Source organism: Defluviimonas salinarum, from assembly GCF_026013545.1.
Taxonomy (GTDB): domain Bacteria; phylum Pseudomonadota; class Alphaproteobacteria; order Rhodobacterales; family Rhodobacteraceae; genus Albidovulum; species Albidovulum salinarum.
In genome coordinates this window covers 102726-117691 of sequence record NZ_JAPDOG010000006.1, presented here as the reverse complement: position 1 = coordinate 117691, position 14966 = coordinate 102726, and the positions used below count along the sequence as shown (strand labels likewise).

The window sequence follows — 14966 nt, the reverse complement described above, 5'->3', positions numbered from 1 at the left end:
TGTCCAGGTCGGGGGGCTTAGACATGCTGGAGGTCGGAGCGAGGGTCACGAATCCACGGTCGGGGACCGAGTTCGAACTGCTCGACATGAGCGACACCCATTTCGTCCTGCGCTACACGATGGCGGAACCATCGCGCGCGCCGGATTTCGCGGAGCATTTCCACGTTGGCTGGCACGAGGAGTTCAAGCTTCTGTCCGGCGAGGGCACCTACCGGCTGGACGGCAAGGCCGGGACCGTGAAGGCGGGCGAGACCGCGGTCCTGCCGGAGCGGATCCGCCACGTCCATCCGATGAACACCGGCTCTGGACCGATGGTGATGGAGCAGCACGCCACGGTGACCGATCCCGCGCCGGGCGCGATCCGCGAAACGCTCGGTTTCTTCTTCTCGATCTTCGAATGGGATGCCGCGGGCAAGATCGCGCTCGACCGGCTCGGTCTGCCGCGCCATCCGATGAAGTTCGCGCTGGCGGGGCGGGTGCTCGGGCGCGCTGGCGGCTATGATGCCCGGCTGCCGAAGGGGGCGGCGGATGTCGCGGCCGCCACGGTGGGCCGGCTGGCCGAGATGCTCGGCTACGAGGTGATCGACCCGAAGTGGCGCTAGTCCCGCGCGCAGTCCGTGCGGGAGACTTCTTGCTGGAGGAAGGCCGCGAGGCTCTTGTCGCGTTCGGGGCGGAAGGGGCCGGCAGGCTCGGCCGATGCGATCCGGTCGATGCGAAACATGCGGAAATCCTTGCGCAACTCGCACCAGGCGATGAGCGTCCAGACCTTGCCCCAGAACCAGAGACCGAGCGGCCGCACCCTGCGCTGCGTCGTCGCGCCACCGGCGTCGCGGTAGTCGAGCGTGAGCGTCAGCCGGGCATCGGTCGCGGCATCGAGCCGGTCGACCATCGTGCGGTCGGCGTCAGACAGCGCCCCCGCGTCATGGGCATGGACCGCGACCCCGGCGGGGCGGTCCCTGAGATCGGGCGGCAGCACCGCCTCGATCTTGGCCAGCGCCTCCTCGGCGGCGAGCGCCATCGCCGCGCCGCCGAAGCTCCGGACCATGCGGGCGCCGGCGACCAGTGCGCTGATCTCAGCCTTCGAAAACATCAGCGGCGGCAGGTCGTAGCCTGCACGCATCAGGTAACCGATCCCGGCCTCGCCGTCGATCGGCACGCCGGAGCCGACGAGGTCGGCGATGTCGCGGTAGATCGTGCGCTCGCTGACCTCGAGCCGTTCGGCGAGCATCTTCGCGGTGAGGAGCCGACCGCCCCTGAGATACTGGACGATCTGGAAGAGGCGGTCGGCCCTTCGCATCAGCCCGCCTTCGGTTCGAAGAGCCCGATCGAGTTGCCGTCGGGATCGGTCGCGTAGACGAAGCGGCCGGCCGGGATCGCGATCGGATCGCCGAGCACGGTGCCACCGGCCTTGCGGCAGCGGTCGGCGGCGTCCTCGAGCTTGTCCGAAACCGAGATATGCACGGTCGGGCCGCTGCCCGCGCTCGCCGGCTTGCCGGGATAGAGGTGGCCGCCGATCGTCTCCATGTTGCCGCCGAGGATCGCCATCGGGTTCGGGCCGCTTTCGTCGATTGTCATCTGCCAGTCGAAGGTCGCGTTGTAGAACGCCACCGCCCTCTTCATATCGGAAACCGGGATTTCGCTCCAGACGACAACGGGTTGAGACTGCATGGGGAACTCCTTTCATGCGGGGTTGACGCGGGCGTTGTCGCACAGCCCTCCTGACAGCCTTCTGTCAGGAGCTTTGCGGGTCGCGAATTCGTGACCTCGCGTCACGGCCGCACTGACGGGGTTTTCCCGGCGGACGACGCCAGAGATGATGCCGCCACCTGCAAGAGGAGGCGGCGATGAGCGACGTGGTGCGCGTGACCCTGGGCGAGGACGGCGTGGCCGAGGTCTGCCTGAACCGGCCGGAGCGGAAGAACGCCTGGACGATGGCGATGTTCGACGCGCTCGCCGGGGCGGCCGACGGGCTGTCGCGCGAGAAGGGCCTGCGCGCGGTGATCCTGCGCGGAGCGGGCGGGTGTTTCTCCTCGGGGCTCGACCTCTCGGTGCTGCAGGGTTTCGCGGCCGATATCGAGGGGTTGAAGCGCGAGATCCTGACGCCGCCCGAGGGCGAAGCCGCGAACCGGTTCCAGAAGCCCTGCACCGCCTGGGCGGCGCTGCCGGTGCCTGTGATCGCGGCGGTCGAGGGCGTGGCCTACGGCGCCGGGCTGCAACTCGCCCTTGCCGCCGATTTCCGGATCGCGGCGCCGGATGCGCGGCTATCGGTGATGGAGGCGAAATGGGGGCTCATCCCCGACATGGGGATCAGCCAGTTCCTGCCGCGGCTGATGCGCGCCGATCAGGCCAAGGAGCTGATCATGTCGGCCCGCGTCGTCGGCGCCGAAGAGGCGCTGGCGCTCGGGCTCGTGACGCGGCTCGCGGCCGATCCGGTCGCGGCGGCGCGGGAGATGGCGGCGGAGCTTGCGCTGCGCTCGCCCGATGCGCTCACCGCCGCGAAGCGGCTGGTCGAGGCGGGCTGGGTCTTGCCGCTGGGCGAGGGGCTGGCGCTCGAGGCGCGGTTGCAGGCGGACATCCTCGGCGGCGCGAACCAGATCGAGGCGGTGATGGCGGCCATGGCGGGGCGGGCGCCACGCTACCGCTGAAATGGCGGAAGTCTCGGATTTGGCTTGCATTCGCTGCGGCGCCCGCCGATCCTGAAGCCGAGCCGCCATGCTCAGGGCGGCGCGGCGAGCAGGGCCAACCCATGTACCGCATTCGACTTTTCGCGATCCGTCATTCCGGCGTCTTCGAGTGGATCTACCAGCGTGTCGAGGGGGTGATGGTGGCACTCGACCCGGTCTTCGCCAAGATCGGCTACAACCGGGTGGAGCGGCCGATCGCGCTGCTGGAGCAGGGGGTGAAGTCGGTTCTCTTCGACTGCAAGATGTGCGGCCAGTGTGCCTTGTCCTCGACCGGCATGTCCTGCCCGATGAACTGCCCCAAGGAGCTGCGGAACGGTCCTTGCGGCGGCGTGCGGCCGGGCAATTACTGCGAGGTGAAGCCCTGGATGAAATGCGTCTGGGCGGCCGCCTGGGACGGCTCGACCCGGATGAAGGGCGGCCAGAAGATCCGCGAGGTGCTGCCGCCGGTCGACCGCAGCCTCAAGGGCTCCTCGTCCTGGCTGCGGGTGAGCCGCGAGAAGGCGGCGAAGCTGAGGGAGGCGCGCGAGGCGGCGCGCACGGCGGTCGCCGAGGCCTTCCCCGAAGCGCGCGCGATCGAACCCGCCGTGGCGCCCCTGGCCGAGGAGCCGGCGAGCGCGGTCAACCGGGAGGTGCTGAAGAAATGAGCACGGGCGACTATTCCGACGAGGTGCCGGTCTATGCCCCGCCGCCCGAGGGCCATGTCTCGCATTCGCGGCTGGAGCGGGTGCTGAGGGCGGGCCGTTTTGCGGTGACGGCGGAGTTGAACCCTCCCGACAGCGCCGATCCGTCGGACGTGTTCGAGGCCGCGCAGCCCCTTGGCGAGGTGGCGGACGCGATCAATGCGACGGACGCGTCGGGCGCGAACTGCCACATGTCGTCGATCGGGATATCGGCGCTTCTGACGCGGGCGGGGTATTCGACCGTCTACCAGATCTCCTGCCGCGACCGGAACCGGATCGCGATCCAAGGCGACGTGCTCGGCGCGGCGGCGATGGGGGTGTCGAACGTCCTGTGCCTCACCGGAGACGGGGTGGGGGTGGGTGACCAGCCGGGCGCGAAGCCGGTCTTCGACTTCGATTCGCTGACGCTGCTCAGGACCATCCGGACGATGCGCGACCAGGGCATGTTTCTCTCGGGCCGCAAGATCACCCGGCCGCCGCAGATGTTTTTAGGCGCCGCCGAAAACCCCTGCATCCCGCCGCATGACTGGCGGCCCGAGCGGCTCGCAAAGAAGGTCGAGGCGGGGGCGGAGTTCATCCAGACCAACTACATCTATGACATTCCGCTCTTCGAGAAGTTCATGGCGCGGGTGCGCGACATGGGGCTCGACAAGAAGGTCTACATCCTCGCGGGTGTCGGGCCCTTGGCCTCGGCCAAGGCGGCGCGGTGGATGCGCTCGAACGTGCCGGGGATCCATGTGCCCGATGCGCTCATCGAGCGGATGGAGAAGGCCGAGAAGCCGGGAGCGGAGGGCAAGAAGATCTGCATCGAGCTCATCCAGCAGATCCGCGAGATCAAGGGCGTCGCGGGGGTCCACGTGATGGCCTACCGGCGCGAGCACCAGGTCTCGGAGATCATCCTCGAATCGGGGGTTCTGGAGGGCCGGCAGCCGCGGCGCAGGTCGGAGCGGCGCTAGGGGGCGCTGCCCCCGTCGCCGCTTTTGCGGCGACTCCCCCGGGATATTTCGGGCAAGATGAAAGCGGTCAGCGCAGCCAGCAGAGTCCCTCCGCGGTGGCGGCGGCGGGCGCGTATTCGGCGCTGACCCAGCCGGCGTAAGCCTCCGCGTCGAGGCGGGCGAAGAAGGCGGGGTAGTCGATCTCGCCGCCTTGCGGTTCGTGGCGGCCGGGGAAGCCCGCGATCTGGACATGGGCCACGCGGTGGCCGTGGGCGGCCCAGGTTCCCGGCACGTCGCCGGTGATGCGATGGGCGTGGTAGGCGTCGAACTGGAGCGCGAGGTTCGGGGCGGCGACCGCGTCGAGGACGCGGGCTGCCGTGTCGTAGTCGTGAAGGAAGTAGCCCGGTTTGTCGTGGCGGTTGATCGGCTCGATCGTCAGGCTCTGGCCGGGGGCGCGGGCGGCGGCCCAGCGGAGGTTTTCCGTGAAGGTCGCCTCGGCCTCGGGACCGTCCGCCACGCCGGCCATGATGTGGATATGGCGCGGTTTCAGCACATGAGCGAAGCGTAAAGCGCGGTCGAAGTCGCGGCGGAAGCGGTCCTCGAGGCCCGGGACCGCGGCGAAGCCCTGCGGCCCGCCGGTGGCGTTGGGCGGCGGGCAGTTCATCAGGACGAAGGTGAGGCTGTTCCAGACCAACTGGTCGCGCATCTCCTGCGCGGCGCAGTCATAGGGGAAGAGCACCTCGACCGCATCGAACCCGGCCTCCTTCGCCGCCTTGAAGCGGTCCATGAGGGGGAGTTCGGGAAAGAGCCACGAGAGGTTGGCGCAGAATTTCGGCACTCAGGCGAGCTCCGCCGAGGGGATCGCCGGGAAGAACGTGCCGCCGGACCAGAGGCCGAACCAGCTTTGCCCCTCGTGCTCCTCGTGGGCGCCGAGCTCGATCAGCCGGTAGAAGGTCTTGCGGTCGATCAGCGCCTCGAGATTGGCGCGGACGAGGATGTAGGGCGAGGGCTCGCCGGTCTCGGGGTCGCGGGCGACGCGGATCGGGTGGTCGGGGCCAGCGGTCACCTCGTCCTCGACATTGGTAAGGAAGGTGATCGCCTGGTCGCGGCCGGCCCCGGCCGCATTGGCGTCCACCGCGACGAAGGGGGCGTCGACGACGCGGATGCCGACCTTCTCCACCGGGGTCACGAGGAAATAGTCGTCGCCGTCCTTGCGGATGATCGAGGAGAAGAGCTTCACCAGCCCGTGCCGGCCGATCGGCGTGCCGAGGTAGAACCAGGTGCCGTCGCGGCGGATCTCCATGTCGAGATCGCCGCAGAAGGGCGGGTTCCAGAGATGGACGGGGGGCGGCCCCTTCTTGCCGGCGGCCTTGGCCGCGGCCGCGAGGTTTTCCGCCGAGGGTTTCACGATCAATTGTTCGGGGTCTGTTTTTGCCATTGGTGCCGGGTTGGAATTCTGCCTTTATGCTCACAACTATAACGAAGGAGGAGGGCTTGTCATGGCCGATACCACCGAGCTTCTCGCCGGGATCGAGGCCTTGGGCGAAAAGATCGCCGAGGCGCGGCAGGCGGTGGGGCGGCGCTTCATCGGGCAGGAACGGGTGGTCGAGCTGTCGCTCGCGGCCCTGCTGTGCGGCGGGCACGGGCTTCTGGTCGGATTGCCCGGCATGGGCAAGACCATGCTCGTCGACACGCTCGGCACGGTGATGGGGCTGAAATCGGGGCGGGTACAGTTCACGCCGGACCTGATGCCGGCCGACATCCTCGGCTCGGAGGTGCTGGAGACGGCCGCCGACGGCACGCGCTCGTTCCGCTTCATCGAAGGGCCGGTCTTCTGCCAGCTCCTGATGGCCGACGAGATCAACCGCGCCTCGCCCCGCACCCAGTCGGCGCTCTTGCAGGCGATGCAGGAGCGCGAGGTGACGATCGCCGGCCAGCACCGCCGGCTTCCCGCGCCGTTCCATGTGCTCGCCACCCAGAACCCGATCGAGCAGGAGGGGACCTATCCCTTGCCCGAGGCGCAGCTCGACCGGTTCCTCGTGCAGATCGACGTCGACTATCCCGACCGCGGCACCGAGCGCGACATCCTCCTGGCGACGACTGGGGTGGAGAGTGCCGAGTCGCCGCAGGTCTTCACCGCCGCCGATCTCGTCGCGGCGCAGACCACCGTCAGGCGGATGCCGGTCGGCGAGAAGGTGGTGGAGCTGATCCTCGACCTGGTGCGGGCCTGCCGGCCGGGCGAGGCCGAGGCCGGCCGGGCGGTCACCGACAGCGTGAGCTGGGGGCCCGGGCCGCGTGCGGCGCAGGCGCTGATGCTGACGGTCCGGGCACGGGCGCTGCTGCAGGGGCGGCTCGCGCCCTCGGCCGAGGACGTGCTGGCGCTGGCGCGGCCGGTCCTCAGCCACCGGATGGCGCTCTCGTTCGCGGCGCGGGCGCGGGGCGAGAGCCTTGCCGAGATCATCGAGAGCGTGGCGCGTGACGTGATGCGGGCCGAGGCGGCATGACCGAGGCCGCGCCCCATTCCGCCCGTCCGGCGGGCCTGAGGCGCAGGGCGGAGGCGCTCGCCTCGGCGCTGCCGCCCCTGATGGCGGATGCCCGCCACCTGGCGGCGACGGTGCAGTTGGGCGAGCACGGGCGGCGGCTTTCCGGCATGGGCGACGAGTTCTGGCAGTACCGCCCCGCCCATGCCGGCGACGAGGCGCGGCTGATCGACTGGCGCCGCTCGGGCAAGGCCGATGCGCAATTCGTGCGCGAGAAGGAATGGCAGGCGGCGCAGTCGGTGCATCTCTGGGTCGACGATGCCCGCTCGATGGAATTCACCGGCGATCCGAAGCGGCAGGCCAAGGCCGACCGGGCGCGACTTCTGGCGCTGGCTCTCGCGGTGCTCCTGATCCGCGCGGGCGAGCGCGTCGGGCTCGCCGATCCGATCGCGCCGCCGCGCTCGGGCGAGGTGCAGCTTCTGCGCCTTGCGCAAGCCTTCACACGGGCCGCCGGAGAGGCCGATTTCGGCGCGCCCGAGGCGCGGGCGATCCTCGCCGGCTCGCGCGCGGTCTTCCTCTCGGATTTCATGGGAGAGCCCGAGGCGGTCGAGAAGGCGCTGGCGCTCGCCGCCGACAAGGGGGTGACGGGCGTTCTGATGCAGGTGCTCGACCCGGTCGAGGAGGCGTTCCCCTTCGACGGTCGCACGATCTTTGAAAGCATGGGCGGCACGCTGACCCATGAGACCCGCAAGGCCGGCGACCTGCGCGCGCGCTACCAGGAGCGGCTTGCCGAGCGCAAGGCGCGGCTTGCCGACTACGCGCAGAAGGCGGGCTGGCTCTACACCACCCATCACACCGGCGAACCCGCACAAGGGGCGCTGCTCTGGATCTACGCGGCGCTCAGGAAGGATCACTGATGCTGATCCTCGGTCCCGTCGGCTTCACGATTCCCTGGCTCCTCTGGGGGCTCGTGCTCTTGCCGGTGCTCTGGCTTCTCCTGCGCGCGATCCCGCCGGCGCCGATCCGGCGGAGGTTTCCGGGTGTCGCGCTGCTGCTGGGGCTGAAGGACGAGGAGCAGGAAGCCGAGCGCACGCCGTGGTGGCTGCTTCTCCTGCGGATGCTCGCGGCGGCGCTCGTCATCGCGGGTTTTGCCGGACCGGTGCTCAATCCGCAGGAAAAGGTCGCGGGGGGCGGGCCGCTTCTCGTCGTCGTCGATGGCGGCTGGGCCGATGCGCGCGACTGGACGCGGCGCGCGGGCCGGATTGCGGCGGCGCTCTCGGAAGCCGGGCGCGCCGGGCGGCCGGTGGCGCTCGTCTCCCTCGCCGATCCGCCGGCGGGCGGCCCGGTCTTCGCCGCCGCCGACGCGGTCGCCGCGAGCCTGCCGGCGCTGGAGCCGAAGCCGTGGGAGCCGGAGGCCGGGGCGCTGACCGATCTGGCTGCAGCACTGCCGGAGGGCGGCTTCGATACGCTCTGGCTGTCGGACGGGCTCGCGCGGGAGGGGCGGGCGGGGCTTGCCGAGGCACTCGCGGCGAAGGGCAAGGTCACGGCGGTCGAGAGCGCGCGGGACGTGATGGCGCTCTCCGGCGCGGGCTATGCCGAGGGCAAGGTCTCGGTCACCGCGCTCAGGGCGCGCCATGCCGGCCCGGCCGCAGCCGAGATCGTCGCGCGCGGGCTCGACCCTGCCGGGATCGAGCGCGAGCTGGCGCGGGCAGAAGCCACGTTCGCCGACGGCGACGGCATGGCCGAGGCGGCGTTCGACCTGCCGCCGGAACTGAGAAACCGCATCACCCGCTTCGAGGTCTCGGGCGAGGCGACGGCGGGCGCGGTGGCGCTGACCGACGACGCGCTGAAGCGGCGCAAGGTCGGGCTCGTGGTCGGCGGCGCGGGGCGCGAGGGGCTGGAGCTGCTCTCGCCCGACCATTACCTGCGCCAGGCGCTGGTGCCGACCGCCGATCTCGTTGAGGGGACCGTCGGCGACGTGCTGCTTGCCAGCCCCGACGTGATCATCCTCGCCGATGTCGCCAAGGTGGCCGAGAGCGAAGCGCTGTCGGAATGGATCGAGGAGGGCGGGCTGCTCGTCCGCTTCGCCGGGCCGCGCCTTGCCAATTCCGATGTCGGCCGGGACGCGCTCGACCCGCTGCTGCCGGTGCGGCTCCGGCTTGGCGGCCGGGCGGTCGGCGGAACGATGAGCTGGGGCGAGCCGAAGGCGCTCGCGCCCTTCGCGGAAGGGTCGCCCTTCGCCGGGCTGGTGCCGCCCGCCGATGTCGCGGTGAGCGCGCAGGTCCTCGCCCAGCCGGGGCCGGACCTCGCGGCGGCCACGGTGGCGACGCTTGCCGATGGCACGCCGCTCGTCACCCGCCGGACGATCGGCGAGGGGCAGGTGGTGCTCTTCCATGTCGCGGCCAACGCCGAATGGTCGAGCCTGCCCTTGTCGGGGCTCTTCGTGCAGATGCTCGAACGGCTCGCGGTGTCGAGCCGGCCGGCGCGGCCGGAAGAGGCGGATCTCGCGGGCACGACCTGGGTCGCGGAGAAGGTGCTCGACGCCTATGGCGCGCTGGGCGAGGCCGAGGACCTGCCGGGCATCCCCGGCGAGGCGCTGGCCGAGCCGCGGATCGGGCCGGAGCTGCAGCCGGGGCTCTATGCCTCGGGCGACAGGCGGCTCGCGGTGAACGCGGTCGCGCCCGACCGGGTGCTGGCGGCGGCGGAATGGTCCAACGATGTCACCGTCGAGGGGCTGGCTGTCGCGCGCGAAACGCTCCTGAAGGGCTGGTTCCTCGGGGCAGCACTCCTCCTCCTGCTGCTGGACATGATCGCGGCGCTCGCGCTCTCGGGGCGGCTCCGGGGACCGCGGTCGGGTATCGCCGCGCTCCTGCTCGCGATCCTCGCCGCCGGGCTGCCGGGCGAGACCCGCGCCCAGAACGCGGCCGAGGAACAGCTCGTCCGCGCCGCTGGCAATGTCGTCCTCGCCCATGTCCTGACCGGCGACGCCGAGACCGACCGGGTCGCCGAGGCGGGGCTCTGGGGTCTGTCGGAGATCCTCTTCGCCCGCACCTCGGTCGAGCCGGTGGAGCCGCGCGGCGTCGATGTCGAAGGCGACGATCTGGCGGTCTACACCTTTCTCTACTGGCCTGTCACAGCCGACCAGAAGGCGCCGTCGCCCGCGGCCTATGCCCGGCTCAACCGCTATCTGAGGTCCGGCGGCATGATCCTCTTCGACACCCGCGACGGCGATGTCGCGGGCTTCGGCGCGGCGACGCCCGAGGGGCGGCGGCTGCAGGCGCTGGCGGCGCCCCTCGACATCCCGCCGCTGGAACCCTTGCCGAGCGACCATGTGCTGACCCGCAGCTTCTACCTCCTGCAGGATTTCCCTGGCCGCCATGCCGGCCGCGCGGTCTGGGTCGAGGCGGCGCCGCCGGATGCCGAGCGCGCCGAGGGGATGCCGTTCCGCAACCTCAACGACGGCGTGACCCCGGTGGTGATCGGCGGCAACGACTGGGCCTCGGCCTGGGCGGTCGATGACAGCGGCCGGCCGATGTTCCGGGTGGGGCGCGGCCTCGGCGGCGAGCGCCAGCGCGAGATCGCGTATCGCTTCGGCGTCAACCTGATCATGTATGTGCTGACCGGCAACTACAAATCCGACCAGGTTCATGTGCCGACGCTGTTGGAAAGGCTGGGGCAATGACCGGGCATGTCGTCTTCGATCCGTTCCTGCCCTGGCCGCTGATCTGGGCCGCCTGCGGTCTGGCGCTGGCCTTCGTGGCAATAGCACTCTGGCGCGGTTTGTCTGGCTGGTGGCTGCGCAGCCTCGCCGCCGCGGCACTTTTGGCGGCAATCGCCGGGCCCTCGCTGCAGACCGAGGAACGGCGCAGCCTCAGCGACATCGTCATTCTCGTCGTTGACGAGAGCGCGAGCCAGAAGATCGCCGACCGCGCCAAGCAGACCGAAGCGGCGGTGGCGCGGGTCGAGGCCGAAATCGCGGCCTTGCCGAACACCGAACTGCGCAAGGTTGTTCTGGGCGACGGCGCCGAGGATGCCGGCACGCTCGCGATGACCGCGCTCGCCCAGGCCCTGGCCGAGGAGCCGCGGGCGCGCGTTGCGGGTGCGATCCTCGTCACCGACGGTCAGGTGCATGATCTGGAGCTTGCGCCCGACATGCCCGCGCCGATGAACGTGCTCCTGACCGGGCACGAAAGCGACTGGGACCGCCGCTTGATGATCAAGACCGCCCCGGTCTTCGGGATTATCGGCGAGCCGGTGCAGCTCACGATCCGCGTCGAGGAGCAGGGTCGGATGCCGGCGGGGCTTGGCGGGCGGCCGGTCATGCTCTCGGTTGCGATCGACGGCGCGCCGCCGGAGACCTATCCGGTGCCGGTGGGAGAGGATATCGACCTGCCGCTGGTGCTCGATCACGGCGGGCAGAACGTGGTGCAACTATGGGTTGAAATCGCCGAAGGCGAACTCACCGATCGCAACAACATGGCCGTGGTGCAGATCAACGGGGTGCGCGACCGGCTCAGGGTGCTTCTGGTCTCGGGCGAGCCCTATGCGGGCGAGCGGACCTGGCGCAACCTCCTGAAATCCGACAGCGCGGTGGATCTGGTGCATTTCACCATCCTGCGCCCGCCCGACAAGCAGGACGGCGTGCCGGTCTCGGAGTTGTCGCTGATCGCCTTCCCGACGCGCGAGCTTTTTGTCGAGAAGATCACCGAGTTCGACCTGATCATCTTCGACCGCTACCGGCTGAGGGGCATCCTGCCCTCGGCCTATCTCGACAATATCCGCGACTACGTGCTTGCCGGCGGAGCAGTGCTGGTCGCGGCCGGTCCGGATTTCGCCTCGGCCGAGAGCCTCTATCACTCGGGCCTTGGCGACATCCTGCCCGCAAGGCCGACGGCGCGGGTGATCGAGGGCGGCTTCACGCCGCGCGTCTCCGATCTCGGTCAGCGCCATCCGGTGGCTGAGGGGCTCGAGGCTTTCGCGCCTGAGGGCGGGGCGGCCGGGACGGTCGGGGCGCCCAGTTGGGGGCGCTGGATGCGCTATCTCGAGCTTGCCGATCCTGCCGGGCAGGTGGTGATGGAGGCGCCCGGCGGCCGGCCGCTCCTGGTGCTCAACCGGGTCGCCGAGGGGCGGGTGGCGCTTCTCGGCTCCGATCAGGCCTGGCTCTGGGGGCGCGGGTTCGAGGGCGGCGGGCCGCAGCTCGAGCTGCTGCGCCGACTGGCGCACTGGATGATGAAGGAGCCCGAACTCGAGGAGGAGGCGCTGGTCGCCACCGCGGAAGGCCAAAAACTGACAATCACCCGGCGTACCTTGAGCGAAGGCGCGCGCGAAGTCACCGTGACCGCGCCGGACGGCACCGAGACAGTGTTGCAACTGACCGAAGCGGCACCGGGGCGCTACGAGGCCGAATTCGCGGCGCCCGAGATCGGGCTCTATCGCTTGACTGACGGCGAGTTGAACCGGGTGGTGGCCCTCGGTCCGGCGGCGCCGCGCGAGTTCGAGGAGACGATCGCCTCCGAGGCGCCGCTCGGCCCGGTGGCGGAGGCGAGCCAGGGCGGGTTCCTGCGGATCGAGGACGGGCTTCCGGATGTCCGCACGGTGCGCGCGGGGCGTCCGGCGATCGGGCGCGGCTGGGTCGGCATTACCCCGCGCGATGCCTACCGGACCACCGATATCCGCATCGCGCCGCTGCTTCCGGCCTGGGCGTTCCTCCTGATCGCGCTGGGTCTCAGCGTGCTCGCCTGGCTTCGCGAGGGCCAACGCTGACGCGCCCGAAAGGGCGCGTCAGGGCGTTTTCATGAGAGTGGGGTTTCGATCGCCGCGATGGCAACGCGGTCAGACCGGCATGTTGTCCCACAGGCTGTCCGGATCGTCGTTCGAGACCACGACCCGCAGCCGGCTCTGCCGGAAATTGGCCGGCGCTCCGAGACGGTCGCGCAGCAGGCGCTTCAGCTCTTCGGCACGCTCAGGCTTGGCCAGAATATCGTCCACGATCAAATCTATCTCGTCGCGGCGCTTCGCCTGGCTCATGACATCCTCCCGATTATTGGTTTTGGTTGCGCTGTGGTGCGCAAGGTGACGGCACGAGCGGAGGGTAACACAACCCAAACGATTCTTGATACGCTAAAGTCCGGTCAACTTGACGCGGCGTAAGCGTGGCCCGGAAATGCGGCGGAAATTGGCCGGATCGTTTCTCGAAGCAATTTAATCGGCAAGATCGAGCCTGACTGGTGTCGCGACCCAGCCGTCGAGGGTGCAGCGCGGGCGAATCAGCACGTGGTCGAGGCCATCGGGGACCGCCACGCCGGAGAGGCTCCGGGTGAAGGGCTGCTCCTCGACATGGGGATGTGTGAGCTCGCGGTAGCCGAGCCGGCCGCCGTCGGGCGCGAGCACCTCCCAGCCGCTGGCATAATGGTCCCAGCCGGAATCGGGATGGGTCAGCGTGACGGTGAAGGTAAGGGTGCCGCCGTGGCGTTCCGCACGCGCGCCGGTGATTTGCGGTGGGTCGGCGCAGGCCGGACCGGCTGCCAGGGCGAGGAGGACGAGACACGGGCGGAACATGGCGGCAGAGTGCCACGGCGGGACCGGAGCCGGGATCACATTGATGTGCGGGTGCCCGGTTTCTGCCCGAAAGGAGAGCTGCGCGACAAGGATTCGATTGCGTTTCACGAAAACTGGTTATAATTTCTTACCAGTTTTGAGGTGTGCCATGGATCTACCCGTCGCCGACCGTTCCGTCCTTGCCCGCAAGGCAGAGATCGTCGCGCGGCTTCGCGCGGCGATGGCGGACGGGGCGGTGATCGACGACCCTGCCGAGACCCGCGCCTATGAATGCGATGCGCTTGCCGCCTATCGCTGCGCGCCGCTCGCCGTCGTGTTGCCAGGCTCGACCGCCGAGGTCGCGGCGGTGCTCAAGGTCTGTCACGAGGAGCGGGTGCCGGTGGTGCCGAGGGGGGCGGGAACCTCGCTCGCTGGCGGCGCGCTGCCGACGGCGGACAGCGTGATCCTCGGGGTGGCGCGGATGAACCGGGTGCTCGACGTGGATTACGACGACCGCTTCATCCGGGTCGAGGCGGGGCGCACGAACCTTTCGGTCACCGGCGCCGTGGAGGAGGAGGGCTTCTTCTATGCGCCCGATCCCTCCTCGCAGCTCGCCTGTGCAATCGCCGGCAATATCGCGATGAACTCGGGCGGGGCGCATTGCCTGAAATACGGGGTGACGACGAACAACCTGATGGGCGTCACGCTGGTGACGATGGAGGGCGACGTGGTCGAGATCGGCGGCGCGCATCTCGATGCCGGAGGCTATGACCTTCTCGGGGTGGTCTGCGGCTCGGAGGGGCAGCTCGGCGTCGTCACCGAGGCGGTGTTGCGGATCCTGCCAAAGCCCGAGGGGGCGCGGCCGGTGCTGATCGCCTTCGGCTCGAACGAGGTCGCGGGCGCCTGTGTCGCCGACATCATCAAGGCGGGCGTGCTGCCGGTCGCGATCGAGTTCATGGACCGGCCCTGCATCCGCGCCTGCGAGGCCTTCGCCCGTGCCGGCTATCCGGATTGCGAGGCGCTCCTGATCGTCGAGGTGGAGGGCGCGGAGGCCGAGATCGACGAGCAACTCGGCCTGATCCGCCAGACCGCGGCGCGGCACGATCCGGTCGAGTTCCGCGAGAGCCGGTCGGCGGAGGAGGCGCAGAAGATCTGGCTCGGCCGCAAGTCGGCCTTCGGCGCCGTAGGGCAGATCAACGACTACATGTGCCTCGACGGGACGATCCCGGTCTCGGCCCTGCCGAAGGTGCTGAAGCGGATCGGCGAGATGAGCCGCGACTTCGGGCTCGATGTGGCGAACGTCTTCCATGCCGGCGACGGCAACATGCATCCGCTGATCCTCTATGATGCCAACAAGCCGGGGGACCTGGAGACCTGCGAGGCGCTCGGGGCGGAGATCCTGAAGCTCTGCGTCGAGGTCGGCGGCTGCCTGACCGGCGAGCATGGCGTCGGGATCGAGAAGCGCGACCTGATGGAGGTGCAATATTCGGCGGCGGACATGGAGGCGCAGATGCGGGTCAAGGACGTGTTCGATCCGCGCTGGTTGCTCAACCCGGCCAAGGTGTTCCCGCTGCACATGAGTGCCGGGCGGCGGGCTGGGTGAGGCGGCGGCGCCGGGGGTTTTCCACCCCCGGACCCCCGGAGGATATT

General features: G+C 69.8%; 15 protein-coding genes. 9 read left to right on the top strand and 6 right to left on the bottom strand.

What is annotated here, in order from left to right; all coding sequences use genetic code 11:
• The first annotated feature begins 86 nt into the window (after positions 1-86).
• Complete coding sequence (locus OM960_RS08780) at positions 87-602, top strand: cupin domain-containing protein (RefSeq protein ID WP_264771709.1); 516 nt, start codon at positions 87-89, stop codon at positions 600-602.
• On the opposite strand, the gene OM960_RS08775 is transcribed toward OM960_RS08780, so the two are convergent.
• Together OM960_RS08775 and OM960_RS08770 are read right to left on the bottom strand one after the other, a co-directional pair.
• Positions 599-1297 (bottom strand): helix-turn-helix transcriptional regulator, encoded by a 699-nt coding sequence (locus tag OM960_RS08775; RefSeq protein WP_263334064.1) that lies wholly within the window; start codon positions 1295-1297, stop codon positions 599-601. The genes OM960_RS08780 and OM960_RS08775 overlap by 4 nt on opposite strands.
• On the bottom strand, positions 1297-1668 hold the full coding sequence (locus OM960_RS08770) for a VOC family protein (RefSeq protein ID WP_263334062.1): 372 nt from the start codon (positions 1666-1668) through the stop codon (positions 1297-1299). Before OM960_RS08770 ends, OM960_RS08775 begins: the two co-directional genes overlap by 1 nt.
• Before the next feature lie 176 nt (positions 1669-1844).
• Here OM960_RS08770 and OM960_RS08765 point away from each other — a divergent pair, with 176 nt between their 5' ends.
• The 3 genes from OM960_RS08765 (at position 1845) to OM960_RS08755 (ending at position 4320) form a co-directional block, all read left to right on the top strand.
• On the top strand, positions 1845-2645 hold the full coding sequence (locus OM960_RS08765; protein WP_264771708.1) for a crotonase/enoyl-CoA hydratase family protein: 801 nt from the start codon (positions 1845-1847) through the stop codon (positions 2643-2645).
• A gap of 101 nt (positions 2646-2746) precedes the next feature.
• Complete coding sequence (locus OM960_RS08760; protein ID WP_263334059.1) at positions 2747-3328, top strand: methylenetetrahydrofolate reductase C-terminal domain-containing protein; 582 nt, start codon at positions 2747-2749, stop codon at positions 3326-3328.
• Complete coding sequence (locus OM960_RS08755) at positions 3325-4320, top strand: methylenetetrahydrofolate reductase (RefSeq protein ID WP_264771707.1); 996 nt, start codon at positions 3325-3327, stop codon at positions 4318-4320. Before OM960_RS08760 ends, OM960_RS08755 begins: the two co-directional genes overlap by 4 nt.
• Before the next feature lie 67 nt (positions 4321-4387).
• Here the strand turns inward: OM960_RS08755 and OM960_RS08750 are convergent, their stop codons facing one another.
• Complete coding sequence (locus OM960_RS08750) at positions 4388-5086, bottom strand: hydroxypyruvate isomerase family protein (RefSeq protein ID WP_290428608.1); 699 nt, start codon at positions 5084-5086, stop codon at positions 4388-4390.
• A gap of 51 nt (positions 5087-5137) precedes the next feature.
• Positions 5138-5737, bottom strand: coding sequence for a DUF1285 domain-containing protein (locus OM960_RS08745; RefSeq protein ID WP_263334053.1), 600 nt, complete (start codon positions 5735-5737; stop codon positions 5138-5140).
• 61 nt (positions 5738-5798) lie between these two features.
• Here OM960_RS08745 and OM960_RS08740 point away from each other — a divergent pair, with 61 nt between their 5' ends.
• Genes OM960_RS08740 through OM960_RS08725 form a run of 4 tightly spaced genes read left to right on the top strand, consistent with a single transcriptional unit; the run spans position 5799 to position 12542 of the window.
• On the top strand, positions 5799-6803 hold the full coding sequence (locus OM960_RS08740; protein ID WP_264771705.1) for an AAA family ATPase: 1005 nt from the start codon (positions 5799-5801) through the stop codon (positions 6801-6803).
• A complete protein-coding gene (locus OM960_RS08735; protein ID WP_264771704.1) occupies positions 6800-7696 on the top strand; it encodes a DUF58 domain-containing protein in 897 nt (298 codons plus the stop codon). Before OM960_RS08740 ends, OM960_RS08735 begins: the two co-directional genes overlap by 4 nt.
• Positions 7696-10461: a DUF4159 domain-containing protein gene (locus OM960_RS08730; RefSeq protein WP_264771703.1), complete on the top strand. Its 2766-nt coding sequence runs from the start codon at positions 7696-7698 to the stop codon at positions 10459-10461. Before OM960_RS08735 ends, OM960_RS08730 begins: the two co-directional genes overlap by 1 nt.
• The gene (locus OM960_RS08725) at positions 10458-12542 is read left to right on the top strand and encodes a hypothetical protein (protein WP_264771702.1); all 2085 of its coding nucleotides are present in this window, start codon (positions 10458-10460) and stop codon (positions 12540-12542) included. The genes OM960_RS08730 and OM960_RS08725 overlap by 4 nt, the downstream gene beginning before the upstream one ends.
• 69 nt (positions 12543-12611) lie before the next feature.
• Here the strand turns inward: OM960_RS08725 and OM960_RS08720 are convergent, their stop codons facing one another.
• Positions 12612-12806: a hypothetical protein gene (locus OM960_RS08720; protein ID WP_263334044.1), complete on the bottom strand. Its 195-nt coding sequence runs from the start codon at positions 12804-12806 to the stop codon at positions 12612-12614.
• Between the two features lie 174 nt (positions 12807-12980).
• On the bottom strand, positions 12981-13337 hold the full coding sequence (locus tag OM960_RS08715) for a hypothetical protein (protein WP_264771701.1): 357 nt from the start codon (positions 13335-13337) through the stop codon (positions 12981-12983).
• Between the two features lie 148 nt (positions 13338-13485).
• Here OM960_RS08715 and OM960_RS08710 point away from each other — a divergent pair, with 148 nt between their 5' ends.
• On the top strand, positions 13486-14919 hold the full coding sequence (locus OM960_RS08710; RefSeq protein ID WP_264771700.1) for an FAD-linked oxidase C-terminal domain-containing protein: 1434 nt from the start codon (positions 13486-13488) through the stop codon (positions 14917-14919).
• Positions 14920-14966: the final 47 nt, after the last annotated feature.

Coding starts and splice junctions, on each gene's coding strand:
- OM960_RS08780 (WP_264771709.1), top strand. CDS start 87: ATGAGCGACACCCATTTCGTCCTGCGCTACACGATGGCGGAACCATCG.
- OM960_RS08775 (WP_263334064.1), bottom strand. CDS start 1,297: ATGCGAAGGGCCGACCGCCTCTTCCAGATCGTCCAGTATCTCAGGGGC.
- OM960_RS08770 (WP_263334062.1), bottom strand. CDS start 1,668: ATGCAGTCTCAACCCGTTGTCGTCTGGAGCGAAATCCCGGTTTCCGAT.
- OM960_RS08765 (WP_264771708.1), top strand. CDS start 1,845: ATGAGCGACGTGGTGCGCGTGACCCTGGGCGAGGACGGCGTGGCCGAG.
- OM960_RS08760 (WP_263334059.1), top strand. CDS start 2,747: ATGTACCGCATTCGACTTTTCGCGATCCGTCATTCCGGCGTCTTCGAG.
- OM960_RS08755 (WP_264771707.1), top strand. CDS start 3,325: ATGAGCACGGGCGACTATTCCGACGAGGTGCCGGTCTATGCCCCGCCG.
- OM960_RS08750 (WP_290428608.1), bottom strand. CDS start 5,086: ATGGACCGCTTCAAGGCGGCGAAGGAGGCCGGGTTCGATGCGGTCGAG.
- OM960_RS08745 (WP_263334053.1), bottom strand. CDS start 5,737: ATGGCAAAAACAGACCCCGAACAATTGATCGTGAAACCCTCGGCGGAA.
- OM960_RS08740 (WP_264771705.1), top strand. CDS start 5,799: ATGGCCGATACCACCGAGCTTCTCGCCGGGATCGAGGCCTTGGGCGAA.
- OM960_RS08735 (WP_264771704.1), top strand. CDS start 6,800: ATGACCGAGGCCGCGCCCCATTCCGCCCGTCCGGCGGGCCTGAGGCGC.
- OM960_RS08730 (WP_264771703.1), top strand. CDS start 7,696: ATGCTGATCCTCGGTCCCGTCGGCTTCACGATTCCCTGGCTCCTCTGG.
- OM960_RS08725 (WP_264771702.1), top strand. CDS start 10,458: ATGACCGGGCATGTCGTCTTCGATCCGTTCCTGCCCTGGCCGCTGATC.
- OM960_RS08720 (WP_263334044.1), bottom strand. CDS start 12,806: ATGAGCCAGGCGAAGCGCCGCGACGAGATAGATTTGATCGTGGACGAT.
- OM960_RS08715 (WP_264771701.1), bottom strand. CDS start 13,337: ATGTTCCGCCCGTGTCTCGTCCTCCTCGCCCTGGCAGCCGGTCCGGCC.
- OM960_RS08710 (WP_264771700.1), top strand. CDS start 13,486: ATGGATCTACCCGTCGCCGACCGTTCCGTCCTTGCCCGCAAGGCAGAG.